A 14186-nucleotide genomic window follows, 5' to 3' on the forward strand; every position below is an offset into this window, starting at 1 on the left:
ATGAGCGCATGGTACGGGTAGCGATCATCGACGACCACGAGTCGGTACGGCTGGGCGTCTCGGCGGTCTGCGCCATGGCGGGGTACGAGGTCGTTCACAGCGTGTCGACGGTCGACGCCTTCGTCGCCCGTGCGGTTGCTCAACCCGTCGACGTGGTCGTTCTCGACCTCTCGCTCGAAGACGGCTCCTCCATCACGAGCAACGTGCAGCGGGCGCATTCGACGGGCGCTGCCGTACTCATCCACAGCATCGCCGACCGGGTGGCGAGTGTGCGGGAAGCGCTCGCCGCGGGCGTCGCCGGCGTCATCCCCAAGGCCTCCCCGACCGAGGTCGTCGTGGACTCGATCGCCACCGTCGCGGCGGGCGGCGTGCTCAACAACCTCGAGTGGGCGAGCGCGATCGACGCGGACAGCGAGTTCGCCACGGTGCAGCTCGGCCGCCGTGAGCGGGATGTGCTCCACCTCTACGCATCCGGTCTGCCGCTTAAGCAGGTCGCTCTCGAGCTGGGCATCGCGGTTTCCACGGCCAAGGAGCACCTCGGCCGCATCCGTAGCAAGTACGTGGAGGTGGGCCGACCGGCCCCGACCAAGGTCGATCTCCTCCGGCGAGCCGTGGAAGACGGCATCCTCCCGGAGCTCAACCCCGGTCAAGTGGATGGTGACTGAGGGGCCCGGTGCAGCTCGCCCGCCGGCGAGCGTCGCGGCGACGATCGCATCCCGGGCAGAGGTGTCCGGCCGGAAGGTCTTCAGTTCGCAGCGCGTCGACGAGCTCTTCACCCGCACCGTCGGTATCGGGACGGTGGTCTTCGGGGCGCAGGCCGTCGCGATCGGCCTGACGACGCCCTCGTCGACCGAGCGACCAGGCGGGATCGTGGTCATCGTGCTCATGAGCGCCGCGATCGTCTGGGTGGCGTGGTCCTCCGTCATCCTGCGGGGGATGCGGGTCGCGAGCCTCGTCTTCTGCTGGACGTACCTCGTGTGCCTCGTCCTGTGGCCCTTCATCGTCGACGTGCCGGGCGGATCCGCCGCCGAACCCTGGGTGTGGTACCTGCTGACCGTCGCCGGAGCCTGCGCCGTCTATGCGGTGAGCATCCGCGCGGCCGTCGCGTACACGCTCGTCTCCCCGGTGATCTACGGCATCGTCCGAGCCGCGACGAACGACCCGGAGGAGTGGGCCGTCAGCGTCTTCGACGCGTCCTACGGGATCATCATCGGGCTCGTCGTCCTCGTCGTCGGCGTGACCTTCCGCCGATCGGCGACGGGGGTCGACCTCGCTCGGGACGCCGCCCTGGCCCGATACGACGAAGCCGTGAGGCTGCACGCCGTCGAGGCCGAACGCGTTGAGGTCGACGCCATCGTGCACGACAGCGTCCTCGCTGCGCTTCAGGCGGCAGACCGAGCGGCCTCCCCTGATCAGGCGCGAGCGGCCACGTCCCTCGCGGTGAAGGCTCTCGCCCACTTCCGGAACGCGGGTCTCGCACCCGCGGACAGCGATGCGGTCGTGACGACAGGGGAGCTCGCGGCGGCCCTCGCGACGGCGGCCGTGTCGATGGAACGGACGATCGGCGTGACGTCCCTCGGATCGCGCGACCGCGCGGTGCCGTCGGTCGTCGCCGAGGCGATGGTGCTCGCGGCGACGCAGGCGATGCAGAACAGCATCCAGCATGCGGGAAGCGGGCCCGTGGAGCGCTCGGTGACCGTTCGAACGACCGGCGATGCAGGGGTCATCATCACGATCGACGACGATGGCGACGGCTTCGACCCCGAGCTGATCGAGCCTGGCCGACTGGGCGTCCGTGTGTCCATCGTCGAGCGTATGACGTCCACGGGCGGATCCGCGGTCGTGGACTCTGCACCGGGGCGTGGTACCAGCGTCCGGCTCTCCTGGTCTCCTCGGGAGGACGGGGCAGACCTGTGATCCGTATCTCGCGGTACACCATGCTGGCGCTCGCCGCCCTCTTCTCCCTGTACAACGTGTTCCGAGGCGTCATCACGCTCGGGGTCCCCGATTCGCCGTGGCCGAGCGTGGCCGCGATGGTGATCTACATCGTGGCGACGACGATCAGCCTGTGGCCGACGGCACCCGTGCAGATGAGTCTCCGGCTCGCGAACTTCAACCTCGCGACCGCGATCGTGCTGTGTCTTCTCGTCTCGAGCGAGCTCGACCCGAACAACAACAACGGATACGCGACGTGGCACGTCGCCTCCGTTGGCACCCTCATGACGATCACCGCCGCGCGACGTCGGGAGTGGACCGCCTGGGTGGGGGTGGCGTTCTTGGCCGTTCAATCCGTGTTCTGGGCCGTCACCGGCTCGCTCGACTCCGCCGAACCGATCGGCTCCCTCCTCGTGGCGGGGATCGGCACGTCGGCGGAGATCGGCGTCACCGGTTCGATCGTGTGGGTGGCCTTCTCGATCGTCATCGCGCGCGCCCTCGCCCGCGCGGGTCGGGACGCCGAGAAGCTCGTCCTCGCCGAGAGGGCCGCTGTGAACTGGCAGGCGGCTCAGGACGCCCACTTCACAGAACGCGCGCGTCGCCTCGACGACGCCTCACGCCTCGCCGGCCCGACCCTCCGGAGGATCGTCCTGTCAGGAGGCGATCTGAGCCCGGCGGAACGCGAGGAGGCCCGCCTGCTCGAGGCGGGGCTCCGCGACGAGATCCGCGGTCGCCGTCTGCTCAACGACGACGTGCGCCGCGAGGTGCTGGCGGCCCGACGTCGTGGTACCACCGTGTCCCTCCTCGACGAGGGCACGATGGACGACCTGCCTCAAGCCGAGATGGATCGTGTGCTCGCCGTCGTCGCGGAGTCCGTCGCGAGCACGAAGACGGAGCGTCTCATCATCCGGACGGCCCCCATCGATTCGGCGGCCGCTGTGACGCTCGTGGGACTGTCGAAGCCCGCTCCCGGGTCCGACGACCCGGACGACGACGTGGACCTGTGGCGGGAAGTGCCTCGCTCGGTCTCCTGAGGTGCGGCGCCGCTCGTCCTCAGGGGACGATGGAGTCCACGTAGCCGCCATCGACGCGTACGGCGGCGCCCGTCGTCGCCGAGGCGAGCGGGGACGAGAGGTAGACCACGAGGTTCGCGATCTCCTCCGGCTCGATGAGCCGCTGGAGGAGCGACTGCGGTCGGTGCAGTCTCATGAACGCCCGCTGGGCTTCGTCCCATCCGAGTGAGCGGTCGACGAGCTCGTAGACGAAGTCCTCGACGCCGCCGGTGTGCGTCGGGCCGGCGATCACCGAGTTGACGGTCACACCCGTGCCGGCGGCCTCCTTCGCGAACCCGCGCGAGACGGCGAGGAGAGCCGTTTTCGACATGCCGTAGTGGATCATCTCCGTGGGGATGACGATGGCGGAGTCGCTTGCGATATCGAGGACGCGGCCCCATCCGCGTTCCATCATCGCGGGGAGGTAGGCGCGGATGAGGCGGACGGCCGAGAGGACGTTGACCTCGAAGTACCGTCGCCATTCGGCGTCGTCGATCTCGAGGGCGTCGCGCGCGCCGAAGATCCCGAGGTTGTTGACGAGGATGTCGATGTCCGGCAGCACCGACAGGGTGTGCTCGAGCCCTTCATCCGTCGTGACGTCGGCGACGACGGGGATGAACGTCGCGTCGGGGACGCGGGTCGCGAGCGTTCCGATTCCGCGCGCGACGCTCTCCTCGCTTCGCCCGTTCACACCGACGACGGCACCCGCGCGCGCGAGCCCCTCGGCGATGGCCGCGCCGATTCCCTGCGTCGACCCCGTCACGAGGGCCGTCTTCCCACTCACATCGATCTGCATGCCCCCATCCTCCTCCCCAAGGACCGCCCGTCGACACCTGTGGCACGCGACATGCGCACGGGGACGAGTAGTGGGGGTGAGACCCCGCGCCGCGCGGCACGCACGCGCGCCAGGGTGCGGCGGGGGTGAGACCCCGCGCCGCGCGGCACGCACGCGCGCCAGGGTGCGGCGGGGGTGAGACCCCGCCCCGCGCGGCCCCCACACGCGGAAGGGTGTGGCGGGGGTGAGACCCGCGCCGCGCGGCACGCACACGCGCCAGGGTGTGGCGGGGGTGAGACCCGCGCCGCGCGGCACGCACACGCGCCGGATACACCCCACGACAGTCGCCTCACGCCCCCGGGGGAGCGAAGCGACTTAAATGGAAGAGGGCCGGTTCTTCCCGAACCGGCCCTTCCAAACCCCGGGTCAGAGCAATAACCCGAATATTGCTCCGACCCGCCCCCAAACATTCGCATCTACCCTAGTGAGGCGAATGAGTGGCAGTGCAACTCTGAGAGAGAGACACCTAGCACTACATATTCTGTGCCTTCCGGAGATGCTCCGCTAGTCGTCTTTTTGGGGGACACGGAGGAACGGTCTCCGCTGAATCCACATGCGGTCGATCAGACCCAGGGGAAGCGCCAGGCTCCCGGTCCCGGCCGAAGCGGGACCCGGAGGTTTCGCTGTGTGACGGCCCACGGGTTCCGGACGGGGCCGTCGTCCGCCGTCGAGCGGGCGACCTCCTCCTCGAGCTGTGCTCCGACGACGACCGTCACGGCCGCGAGCTCCTCCGGGGTCGCGGCGCCCGAGAGGACGCGGACGGATGCCGCGAGGGGGGGAGTCGTCTCGTCCATGGGTGCTGCGTGCCGTCCTGCCATCGTCGTTCCGATCAGAGAGGGATGTTGCCGTGCTTCTTCGGCGGGAGCGTTGCACGCTTGCCCTTGAGCGTCCGGAGCGCCTTGATGATGGCGACGCGCGTCGTCGCCGGCTCGATGACGCCGTCGAGCTCCCCGCGCTCCGCCGCGAGGAACGGGCTCGCGACGTTGTACGTGTACTCGTTGGCGAGCCGCGTGCGGACAGCCGCCACGTCTTCCCCGGCCTCTTCGGCCCGTTTGATCTCACCGCGGTAGAGGATGTTCACGGCGCCCTGACCGCCCATCACGGCGATCTCCGCGGTGGGCCAGGCGAAGTTGATGTCGGCCCCGAGCTGCTTCGAGCCCATCACGATGTACGCGCCGCCGTAGGCCTTCCGGAGGATGACGGTCACGAGGGGCACGGTGGCCTCGGCGTAGGCGTACAGCAGCTTCGCGCCACGGCGGATCACACCCGTCCACTCCTGGTCGGTGCCCGGCAGATACCCGGGCACGTCGACGAGGGTCAGGATCGGGATCGAGAACGCGTCGCAGAAGCGCACGAATCGTGATGCCTTCTCTCCCGCCTCGATGTTGAGGGTTCCCGCCATCTGATTGGGCTGGTTCGCGATGATGCCGACGGAGCGGCCCTCGACGCGAGCGAAGCCGATCACGATGTTCGGGGCGAACAGCGGCTGCACCTCGAGGAAGTCGCCGGCGTCGACGACGTGCTCGATGACCGTGTGGACGTCGTACGGCTGATTGGGCGAGTCCGGGATGAGGGTGTTGAGCTTGCGATCGGCGTCCGTCGTCTCGAGTTCCACCTCGGTGGCGTACTCCGGCAGCTCCGCGAGGTTGTTGTCCGGGAGGAAGCCGAGCAGCGTGCGGGCGTACTCGAGGGCGTCGTGCTCGTCCTGCGCGAGGTAGTGGGCCACACCGGAGCGCGTGTTGTGGGTGAGCGCGCCGCCGAGCTCCTCCATGCCCACGTCCTCGCCCGTGACCGTCTTGATGACGTCTGGGCCGGTCACGAACATCTGGCTCGTCTTGTCCACCATGATCACGAAGTCGGTGAGGGCGGGGGAGTAGACAGCGCCGCCGGCCGCTGGTCCCATGATGATCGAGATCTGCGGGATGACGCCGGAGGCCGCGGTGTTGCGGCGGAAGATCTCGCCGTACTTGCCGAGGGCGACGACGCCTTCCTGGATGCGGGCTCCACCCGAGTCGAGGATGCCGATGATCGGCACGCCGGTGCGGAGGGCGAGGTCCATGACCTTGATGATCTTCTCGCCGGCGACCTCGCCGAGCGAGCCGCCGAACGTCGTGAAGTCCTGCGAGTAGACCGCCACCTGGCGTCCGTGGATCGTGCCAGTGCCTGTGACCACCGAGTCGCCGTACGGGCGGGACTTGTCCATGCCGAAGGCGTGGGTGCGGTGGCGGACGAACTCGTCGATCTCGACGAAGCTCCCGTGGTCGAGCAGTTCGGCGATGCGTTCGCGCGCCGTCATCTTGCCCTTGGCGTGCTGCTTCTTCTGGGCGACGGCGTCGGCATCGACGACCGCTTGCTGGTACCGGTTCTTGAGGTCGGCGACTTTGCCGGCCGTCGTGTACATGTCGGGCTCGGTCGTACTCTCTTCTGTCACGGATGTCACTCTATCCCGGGCCTCGGTAGCGGCACCGTGCATGACGATCGACAAGAGACCGGACGGATCTTCGACGATCCTCCACAAGACCTCGCCGTCCGGGCGCTCGTCACCTTCACATCCTGCGCCGATAACCTGGCGACATGATCGACGACGCTCCTCTCCTCGACCGCAGTTCCCGGTTGGCCGCCCGACTCGAGTGGCGCGCGCAGAGCGCGTCGACGAACGCCGACCTCGTGGCCGCCGCGGCCGATCCGGGCTGGCCAGATCTCTCCGTCATCGCCACCGACACGCAGACCGCCGGGCGAGGACGCCTCGACCGCACCTGGGTGACGCCGCCCGGTTCGGCGCTCGCCGTCTCCGTGCTGCTGCGCCCGGCGGTCCCGATAGAGCGGCTCGGGTGGATCCCCCTCATCGCTGGCCTCGCCGTCGCGCGCACCGCCGATTCGCTCCTCGACGGGGTCGAGGACGTCGGCGTCGCCGTGAAGTGGCCGAACGACGTGCTCATCGGGGGACGCAAGCTGTGCGGGATCCTCGCCGAGCTCACGGCCGACGGTTCCGTCGTCGTGGGGGCCGGGATCAACACGGCCGCCACGGCCGACGAACTCCCTGTCGACACGGCGACCTCGCTCGCCGTGGAGGGGGCGTCGACGACGGCGGTCGACGACGTCCTCTCCACGTATCTGACGGAGTTGTCCTCCCTCTACCGCTCCTTCGTCGACGCGGGCGGCGACGCCACGGCGGCCGGCATCCGCGCGGCTGTGACCGAGCGGTGCGCGACAGTCGGGTCGCGCATCCGACTCGACATGCCGGGCGGCGGTGTCGTGCACGGCACGGCCAGGGGCATCGACGCCGACGGTCGGCTCGTCGTGCAGCCGCACGACGGTTCGGGCCTCCTCCCGGTCTCGGCCGGCGACGTGACGCATGTGCGGCCGGACGCCTGAGGCGCCTCCCGTCGTGCACGACTGACGTCCCCGCCTCCACGGCCGGGGTGTGACCATACTGCACAATGGGTCCATGACCTTCGAGCAGCACGCTCAGGCCGGCGCCGCTGCGCGCGCGGCCGGCGCCACCGAACAGGTCGTCGCGCGCATGCACCGCAACGCGCGTGTGCTCTTCCTGCCTGCCGTGCTCTTCATCGCCCTCGCCGGAGGTGTCGTCTATCTCCTCGGAGTCGCCGAAGAGACCTGGCAGCTCATCGGTGGTCTCGTCACCGCCGGCCTGCTCTTCCTCTTCGGAGTCCTCATCCCGTTCCTGTTCTGGCTCACGCGCAGCTACACACTCACGACCAAGCGACTGATCGTGCGACACGGGCTCTTCACGCGGACGCGACGAGAGGTCCTGCATTCCCGTGGCTACGCGGTGACGCTGAAGCGGGGACCCTTTCAGACGATCGCCGGCTCTGGCACGATCATCGTGGACAGCGGGAACGACCGTCCGCTCGTTCTCGCGGACGTGCCGGGCGCGGTCCTCGTCCAGTCGACACTCCACGAACTCGTGGAGCGGGCGCAGGCCACCGGTGGCGGATACACGACGGGACCGAACCCGGGCGGCACGACCCGGTTCGACTGAACGACCGCCTCGGCATCGTCGCGGCTCAGTCGTCCGATGGGGGAGGATGGAGGGGTCGGAGCAGGCGGAGATCGCGACCGGCGGCGTGCGCGTCGCCCGCGACCTCGCGAGATCGGAGTGAGCACATGCCACGTGTCGGAGTGATCGGTGGCGGGCAACTCGCCCGCATGATGGTGCCGGAGGCGCTCGAACTCGGCATCGACCTCCACGTGCTCGCAGAGTCGGACGATTCGCCGGCCTCCATCAGCGCGACGGCCGTGGGCGACTACCGCGATGAGGCGATGGTGCTCGCGTTCGCCCGCACCGTCGACGTCGTCACGTTCGACCACGAGCACGTCCCGCAGGGCGTGCTCCGGGCTCTCGAGGCCGAGGGGATCGCCGTGCGACCCGGCCCCGACGCGCTGCTCTATGCGCAGGACAAGATCCTCATGCGTCGTCGTCTCCAGGAGCTCGGCCTTCCCGTACCCGACTGGGCGACGGTCGCGAACGCCGATGAGCTCGCGGCCTTCCTGGCGGATCACGGCGGCGTCGGCGTCGTGAAGACGTCGAGGGGCGGCTACGACGGGAAGGGCGTGCGCGTCGTGCGCTCGGCCGGCGAGGTCGACGACTGGTTCGCGGCCGCCGCCGACGGCGACGGTCCCGAGCTGCTCGTCGAGGAGCTCGTGAACTTCCGCCGCGAGCTCGCGCAACTCGTCGCTCGTCGCCCGTCGGGAGACATCGCGGCGTGGCCCGTCGTGGAGACGGTGCAGAAGGACGGGGTGTGCGCCGAGGTGATCGCGCCGGCACGCGGCGCCTCCGGTCGCATCGCCGAGGTCGCCGAGCGGATCGCCGTCGCCGTCGCCGAGGGGCTCGGCGTGACCGGTGTGCTCGCCGTCGAACTCTTCGAGACGGACGATGACCGCATCCTCATCAACGAGCTCGCGATGCGTCCGCACAACTCCGGTCACTGGACGCAGAACGGCTCGGTCACGAGCCAGTTCGAGCAGCATGTCCGCGCCGTCCTCGACCTCCCGCTGGGTGCGACAGCCCCGGTCGCCGAGTGGAGTGTCATGGTGAACGTCCTCGGCGGCCCCACCGACGGCTCGGCCCTCGTGGATCACTACCCGGCCATGCTGGCGCAGCACCCGGCCGCGAAGATGCACGCCTACGGCAAGACCCCCCGGCCCGGCCGCAAGCTCGGTCACGTGAACGTGGTGGGAGACGACCTCGACGAGGTCGTCTACGCGGCACGCGCCGCTGCCGCCTTCTTCACGACCCTGTAGCCCGGGTACTGTGGCGCGCCTGGAGGGCAGTCGCAGGGAGTCGACCTAACATGTGCGTTATGCCACACCACGATTCCGCGCGCCCGATCGTCGGCGTCGTCATGGGGAGCGACTCGGACTGGTCCGTGATGAGCGACGCCTCCGTCGTCCTGAGCGATTTCGGCATCGACCACGAGGTCGAGGTCGTGAGCGCCCATCGCACCCCCGACCGCATGATCGCCTACGGGCGTGAGGCCGCCGGACGTGGCCTCCGCGTCATCATCGCGGGAGCCGGTGGCGCCGCTCACCTCCCCGGCATGCTCGCATCGGTGACGTCCCTCCCCGTCATCGGCGTGCCCGTTCCGCTCGCCCGCCTCGACGGCATGGACTCCCTGCTCTCGATCGTGCAGATGCCCGCGGGGATCCCCGTCGCCACCGTGTCGATCGGTGGTGCGAAGAACGCCGGTCTGCTCGCCGCCCGGATCCTCGGGTCGGCCGACGCCGACATCCGCGCCCGGCTCGACGCCTACTCGGCCGATCTCGAACACCAGGTGATGGAGAAGAACGAGCGCCTCAAAGGGAGCCTGTGAGCGGCATCGCCGCGAGTCCCCTCCGCTATCCGGACTCGCGCTCCGCACGCGTCATGACCCATCGGGCCTGGTGGCTCGTGCTCATGAACTTCCTCATTCCCGGCTCGGCCCAGGTCCTCGCCGGTAACCGGAGACTCGGCCGGCTCGGGCTCGGGGCCACGTTGTCGCTGTGGGCGCTGCTCGTCGTGGGGCTCGCCCTCTTCGTCTTCCTCCGCTCGGCCTTCATCACCATCGTCACGTTCGACATCGTGCTCTGGGTCGTGCAGGGGCTCATGGTCGCGTATGCGGTGCTGTGGCTCGTCCTCACCCTGGACACCTTCCGGCTCCTGCGGATCGTCAAGGCGGCCCCGGGCGCCCGGTTCCTGATCGCGGCCGCCACCGTCGTGCTCCTCGCGATCTCCGCGGGTGGGGCGTCCGTGGGCGCGTACTACGCCGGGGTCACGCGAGGGACGCTGTCGTCGATCTTCGGCGGCGGAGCGATCGAGCCTCCCGTGGACGGCCGCTACAACATCCTCCTCCTCGGAGGAGACGCCGGACCCGACCGTGACGGCCTGCGTCCGGACACCATCCGCGTGATGAGCATCGACGCCGAGACGGGTGCCGCCACCACCATCGGCCTTCCCCGCGACATGCGGTACACGCCGTTCTCCGACGACTCGCCGCTCGCCGCCCTGTACCCCGATGGCTTCCAGCACTGCGACGTGAGCGCGTGCAAGCTCAACTCGATCTACACAGAGGCGGAGCTGCGCCACCAGGATCTGTATCCGAACGCAGCGGCCGAGGGAAGCTCAGCGGGCATCGAGGCGATGAAAGAGGCCGCCGAGGGCGTCACGGGGCTCACGATCCAGTACTACGTCCTCATCGACATGGAGGGATTCGCGAACCTCATCGACGCGCTCGGGGGCGTCGAGGTGACCGTGACCGAGCGCCTGCCCATCGGCGGCGACGAGCAGCTCAACGGTGTCGTCGAGTGGATCGAGCCCGGGAAGCAGGTGCTCGACGGCTATCACGCTCAGTGGTACGCGCGCTCGCGGCACTCGACGAGCGACTGGGATCGGATGCAGCGACAGAACACGCTCATCGAGGCGATCCTGACGCAGTTCACGCCCGGCAACGTCCTCACGAAGTTCGAGTCGATCGCGAACGCGGGCACCAAGATCGTGAAGACCGACATCCCCCAAGGGATGCTGTCGTACTACGTCGACCTCGCATCGAAGACGCGAGAGCAGCCGATCGAGTCGATCGAGTTGACACCTCCGACGGTGGATCCGGACGATCCGGACTTCGCTGCCATCCGCGATCTCATCGCCGAGAAGCTCGCGCCGACCACCGACACGTCCTCCGGCGGCGGATAGTCCGAGCCGAGCCCGGCGCGACGAGAGGGGCGCCACGCGATCCGCGTGGCGCCCCTCTCGTCGTATCGAATGCGCGTCCTACTGGCCCTGGGCCGCGTACCGGGCCTCGGTCGCGTCCTTGACCGGGGCCCACCAGGCCTCGTTGTCGCGGTACCACTCGATCGTGGCTGCCAGACCGGCCTCGAAGTCGACATAGCGCGGCTCCCAGCCCAGCTCGCGGCGGAGCCGGGAGGAGTCGATCGCGTAACGCAGGTCGTGCCCGGGGCGGTCGACGACGTGGTCGTAGGCGTCGGCCGGCTGCCCGAGGGTCGTGAGGATGAGCTCGACGACCTCCTTGTTGTTCTTCTCGCCGTCGGCGCCGATCAGGTAGGTCTCGCCGATCTCGCCCTTCTGCAGGATCGTGAGGACGGCGGAGGAGTGGTCGTCTGCGTGGATCCAGTCGCGGACGTTCTCGCCGGCACCGTAGAGCTTGGGCCGCTCGCCCCGCAGCACGTTGGTGATCTGGCGCGGGATGAACTTCTCCACGTGCTGGTACGGGCCGTAGTTGTTCGAGCAGTTGCTGATGGTGGCCTGTACACCGAAGGAGCGCACCCAGGCGCGGACGAGGAGGTCGCTCCCGGCCTTCGTCGAGGAGTACGGGCTCGACGGGTTGTACGGGGTGTTCTCCGTGAACTTCGCCGGGTCGTCGAGCTCCAGGTCGCCGTAGACCTCGTCTGTCGAGATGTGGTGGAAACGCGTGCCGTGCTTCCGTGCAGCCTCGAGCAGGGTGAACGTGCCGATGATGTTCGTGTCGAGGAACGGACGCGGGTCGTCCAGCGAGTTGTCGTTGTGGCTCTCGGCCGCGTAGTGGACGACGGCATCGACGGTCGGGAACAGCTCGTCGAGCAGAGCAGCGTCGGTGATGTCGCCCTTCACGAACGTGAAGCGGTCCTCAGGCAGCCCGTCGAGGGACGCGAGATTGCCGGCGTAGGTGAGGGAGTCGAGCACGGTCACGTGCGAGTCGGTGTTCGCGATGACGTGGTGGACGAAATTGGAACCGATGAAGCCGGCACCGCCGGTCACGAGAAGCTTGGACATTCGTTCATCCTACCGGGAGCGCCGGGACTCGGCCGGGGTCGATGGCGGCGTCTCGGGAGAGCCGAGGCGGTCGATCAGAGATCGGCGTGGAGCTGCCACACGCGTTCAGCGGAGTCGCGCCAGCTGAAGGCGCGCTCACGGTCTGCTGCGAGCACGCCGAGGCGACGCAGGCGCTCCGGATCCGAGAGCGTCGACGAGATCGCGGCGGCGAGGCGCTCCGGATACCCCTTGCCGTCGAGTTCGACCGCCACCCCCGCACCGCCGGCGACCTCGACGAGCGCGGCGTCGTCCGAGTGGACGACGGGCGTCCCGAAGCGGAAGGCCTCGATGATGGGCAGGCCGAAGCCCTCCTGCCGTCCGGGGTGGACGAACAGTGTCGCCCGGTCGAGGAGGACGGCGAGATCCGCGTCGTCGACCACTCCGAGCGCGCGCACACGCCCCTCGGGAAGTCCCGCTTCGTCTGCGACGGTCGCGACGGCGAGCTCGCCCCACGTGTCTGGGCCGAGGATGAGCAGTGGGAGATCCGGCGCGCCCGGCAGTCCGAGAGCCGTGATGAGGTCGGTGAGCCCGCGGCGGGGGTCGAGCGTCCCGATCGTCAGGAGGTACTCCGGAGGCAGACCGAGCCGCTCGGTGCGTGCGTCGGCGTCACCCGGAACGACGAGGTCCTCGCTCGCCGCTCCGCCGATGACCCGTACCCTGTCGCCGAGATCGACGATGTCGGCGAGCCGCTCGGCGACGGCGTGCGATGGCACGACGATCGCGTCGGCGTGCTTGCGTGCACGCTTCAGCATGGCCCGGTTCCACGCGACGGTGGCGGGCGTGAGGGATTTCGCGTGGGTCCAGGCGAGGGTGTCGTGGACGGTCACGACGATCTGCGTACCGTCGCTCGCCGTCTCGTGCTTCACGAGGGGCGCGAGGAGGCCGGGCGCGTGGATCATCCCGTTCGCGAGGGTCGGCGCGATGCCGAGCTGCCACGCCGCGGCGAGTTCACGGCGGGGGAGCGTCGTCCGGTGCAGCTCGGCGAGACCGGGGAGCTGCGACTCGAGGTCGTCGATCTTCTCAGGGGGGAGGGCCGAGACGATCCCCTCGACGGCGCACCGGGGAGGAGCGGTCTCGATGAGTCCGCGCGTCAGCTCGCGGGTGTACCGGCCGATGCCGGTCGGCACGGGTGTGGCGAGGTGGTCGACGACGACCCGGAGGACGACGTTCACGACCGAGCGGGTGCCGTCGGCGGCACGGAGACGGCACCGGCGGCGACGGCTGCGTGCAGCGCATCGCGCCAGTCGCGCATGGGCTCGAGTCCCGCGGCGGCCCAGCCGTCGTGGCCGAGGACGGAGAACGCCGGACGCGGGGCGGGGCGGACGAACGTCGAGCTGTCGGTCTCGAGGACGCGCTCGGGATCGAGCCCGAGCTCTTCGAAGATCGCGCGCGTGAAACCGTGCCAGGTCGTGCGCCCCGCGTTCGTGCCGTGGTAGACGCCCGCGGGAGCATCGGAGTCCAGCAGGTCGACGATGCGTGTCGCGAGGTCGAGGGTCCAGGTGGGCTGGCCGGTCTGATCCGAGACGACCGAGACCGTTTCGTGTGCGGTGGACAGTCGAGCCATCGTCGCGGCGAAGTTCGGCCCGTGCTCGCCGTACAGCCACGCCGTGCGCACGACGAACGTGCCGTCGGGGTGCTCGGCGATGGCCGCCTCCTCGCCGGCGGCCTTGCTACGGCCGTAGGCGTTGATCGGGTCGCGCGGGGTGTCCTCTGCGTACGGCTCGGTCGCATCACCGGGGAAGACGTAGTCGGTGGAGACGGTCACGAGCTTCGCCCCGGCCTCGCGAGCCGCGATCGCGAGGTTGCGTACGGCGGTCGCGTTCACGGCGAAGGCCGCGTCCTCCTGCGTCTCGGCATCGTCGACCTTGGTGTACGCGGCCGCGTTGATGACGGCGTCATGGCCGGCGACCGCTGCGCGCACGGCGTCGAGGTCGGTGACGTCGAGATCGGCACGGCCGAGAGCGGTGACCGCGCGATCGGCGAGAACCGCCTGGAGGTCGGTGCCGAGCATGCCGTTCGCGCCGGTGATGAGGTATCGCATCCTGCTCCTTCGAATGGG

14 protein-coding genes are annotated in these 14186 nt (G+C 69.4%); 8 read left to right on the top strand and 6 right to left on the bottom strand.

The genetic code is table 11. The annotated features are described in order from the left end of the window. Positions 1-8: 8 nt before the first annotated feature. The 3 genes from CLV49_RS11870 to CLV49_RS11880 are packed head-to-tail and all read left to right on the top strand — an operon-like array spanning position 9 to position 2969. Complete coding sequence (locus CLV49_RS11870; RefSeq protein ID WP_106563723.1) at positions 9-665, top strand: response regulator transcription factor; 657 nt, start codon at positions 9-11, stop codon at positions 663-665. Further along, complete coding sequence (locus CLV49_RS11875) at positions 655-1917, top strand: sensor histidine kinase (protein WP_106563724.1); 1263 nt, start codon at positions 655-657, stop codon at positions 1915-1917. The genes CLV49_RS11870 and CLV49_RS11875 overlap by 11 nt, the downstream gene beginning before the upstream one ends. Continuing rightward, positions 1914-2969 (top strand): hypothetical protein, encoded by a 1056-nt coding sequence (locus CLV49_RS11880; RefSeq protein ID WP_106563725.1) that lies wholly within the window; start codon positions 1914-1916, stop codon positions 2967-2969. The genes CLV49_RS11875 and CLV49_RS11880 overlap by 4 nt, the downstream gene beginning before the upstream one ends. Positions 2970-2988: 19 nt before the next feature. On the opposite strand, the gene CLV49_RS11885 is transcribed toward CLV49_RS11880, so the two are convergent. The 3 genes from CLV49_RS11885 to CLV49_RS11895 form a co-directional block, all read right to left on the bottom strand. Continuing rightward, positions 2989-3783, bottom strand: a complete 795-nt coding sequence (locus tag CLV49_RS11885; RefSeq protein WP_106563726.1) for an SDR family NAD(P)-dependent oxidoreductase — start codon at positions 3781-3783, stop codon at positions 2989-2991. A gap of 602 nt (positions 3784-4385) precedes the next feature. Then, positions 4386-4640: an acyl-CoA carboxylase subunit epsilon gene (locus CLV49_RS11890; RefSeq protein ID WP_106563727.1), complete on the bottom strand. Its 255-nt coding sequence runs from the start codon at positions 4638-4640 to the stop codon at positions 4386-4388. An 11-nt stretch (positions 4641-4651) separates the two neighbouring features. After that, entirely contained in the window at positions 4652-6223 is a 1572-nt protein-coding gene (locus tag CLV49_RS11895) for an acyl-CoA carboxylase subunit beta (RefSeq protein WP_243696696.1), read from the bottom strand. A gap of 173 nt (positions 6224-6396) precedes the next feature. Here CLV49_RS11895 and CLV49_RS11900 point away from each other — a divergent pair, with 173 nt between their 5' ends. From CLV49_RS11900 to CLV49_RS11920, 5 genes are all read left to right on the top strand, one after another. Continuing rightward, on the top strand, positions 6397-7197 hold the full coding sequence (locus tag CLV49_RS11900) for a biotin--[acetyl-CoA-carboxylase] ligase (RefSeq protein WP_106563728.1): 801 nt from the start codon (positions 6397-6399) through the stop codon (positions 7195-7197). 73 nt (positions 7198-7270) lie between these two features. Continuing rightward, positions 7271-7825 carry a PH domain-containing protein gene (locus CLV49_RS11905; RefSeq protein ID WP_106563729.1) on the top strand — a complete coding sequence of 185 codons (555 nt, stop codon included), beginning with the start codon at positions 7271-7273 and terminating at the stop codon, positions 7823-7825. A gap of 14 nt (positions 7826-7839) precedes the next feature. After that, positions 7840-9087, top strand: a complete 1248-nt coding sequence (locus tag CLV49_RS11910) for a 5-(carboxyamino)imidazole ribonucleotide synthase (RefSeq protein WP_279432414.1) — start codon at positions 7840-7842, stop codon at positions 9085-9087. A 101-nt stretch (positions 9088-9188) separates the two neighbouring features. Continuing rightward, positions 9189-9656: a 5-(carboxyamino)imidazole ribonucleotide mutase gene (purE, locus tag CLV49_RS11915; RefSeq protein ID WP_106565067.1), complete on the top strand. Its 468-nt coding sequence runs from the start codon at positions 9189-9191 to the stop codon at positions 9654-9656. Beyond that, the gene (locus tag CLV49_RS11920; protein ID WP_341810517.1) at positions 9653-11011 is read left to right on the top strand and encodes an LCP family protein; all 1359 of its coding nucleotides are present in this window, start codon (positions 9653-9655) and stop codon (positions 11009-11011) included. The genes purE and CLV49_RS11920 overlap by 4 nt, the downstream gene beginning before the upstream one ends. A 78-nt stretch (positions 11012-11089) precedes the next feature. Here CLV49_RS11920 and rfbB read toward each other — a convergent pair whose 3' ends face one another. The 3 genes from rfbB to rfbD form a co-directional block, all read right to left on the bottom strand. Continuing rightward, positions 11090-12088: a dTDP-glucose 4,6-dehydratase gene (gene rfbB / locus CLV49_RS11925; RefSeq protein WP_106563731.1), complete on the bottom strand. Its 999-nt coding sequence runs from the start codon at positions 12086-12088 to the stop codon at positions 11090-11092. 74 nt (positions 12089-12162) lie between these two features. Beyond that, positions 12163-13299, bottom strand: a complete 1137-nt coding sequence (locus CLV49_RS11930) for a glycosyltransferase family 4 protein (RefSeq protein WP_106563732.1) — start codon at positions 13297-13299, stop codon at positions 12163-12165. Continuing rightward, positions 13296-14168: a dTDP-4-dehydrorhamnose reductase gene (gene rfbD / locus CLV49_RS11935; RefSeq protein WP_106563733.1), complete on the bottom strand. Its 873-nt coding sequence runs from the start codon at positions 14166-14168 to the stop codon at positions 13296-13298. The genes CLV49_RS11930 and rfbD overlap by 4 nt, the downstream gene beginning before the upstream one ends. Between the last annotated feature and the right edge of the window lie 18 nt (positions 14169-14186).

The organism is Labedella gwakjiensis (assembly GCF_003014675.1).
Taxonomy (GTDB): domain Bacteria; phylum Actinomycetota; class Actinomycetes; order Actinomycetales; family Microbacteriaceae; genus Labedella; species Labedella gwakjiensis.

Excerpts from the sequence above, each read along its gene's own strand:
- CLV49_RS11870 (WP_106563723.1), top strand. The coding sequence starts at position 9 with ATGGTACGGGTAGCGATCATCGACGACCACGAGTCGGTACGGCTGGGC.
- CLV49_RS11905 (WP_106563729.1), top strand. The coding sequence starts at position 7,271 with ATGACCTTCGAGCAGCACGCTCAGGCCGGCGCCGCTGCGCGCGCGGCC.
- rfbB (WP_106563731.1), bottom strand. The coding sequence starts at position 12,088 with ATGTCCAAGCTTCTCGTGACCGGCGGTGCCGGCTTCATCGGTTCCAAT.
- CLV49_RS11875 (WP_106563724.1), top strand. The coding sequence starts at position 655 with ATGGTGACTGAGGGGCCCGGTGCAGCTCGCCCGCCGGCGAGCGTCGCG.
- CLV49_RS11890 (WP_106563727.1), bottom strand. The coding sequence starts at position 4,640 with ATGGCAGGACGGCACGCAGCACCCATGGACGAGACGACTCCCCCCCTC.
- rfbD (WP_106563733.1), bottom strand. The coding sequence starts at position 14,168 with ATGCGATACCTCATCACCGGCGCGAACGGCATGCTCGGCACCGACCTC.
- CLV49_RS11895 (WP_243696696.1), bottom strand. The coding sequence starts at position 6,223 with ATGTACACGACGGCCGGCAAAGTCGCCGACCTCAAGAACCGGTACCAG.
- CLV49_RS11900 (WP_106563728.1), top strand. The coding sequence starts at position 6,397 with ATGATCGACGACGCTCCTCTCCTCGACCGCAGTTCCCGGTTGGCCGCC.
- purE (WP_106565067.1), top strand. The coding sequence starts at position 9,189 with ATGGGGAGCGACTCGGACTGGTCCGTGATGAGCGACGCCTCCGTCGTC.
- CLV49_RS11885 (WP_106563726.1), bottom strand. The coding sequence starts at position 3,783 with ATGCAGATCGATGTGAGTGGGAAGACGGCCCTCGTGACGGGGTCGACG.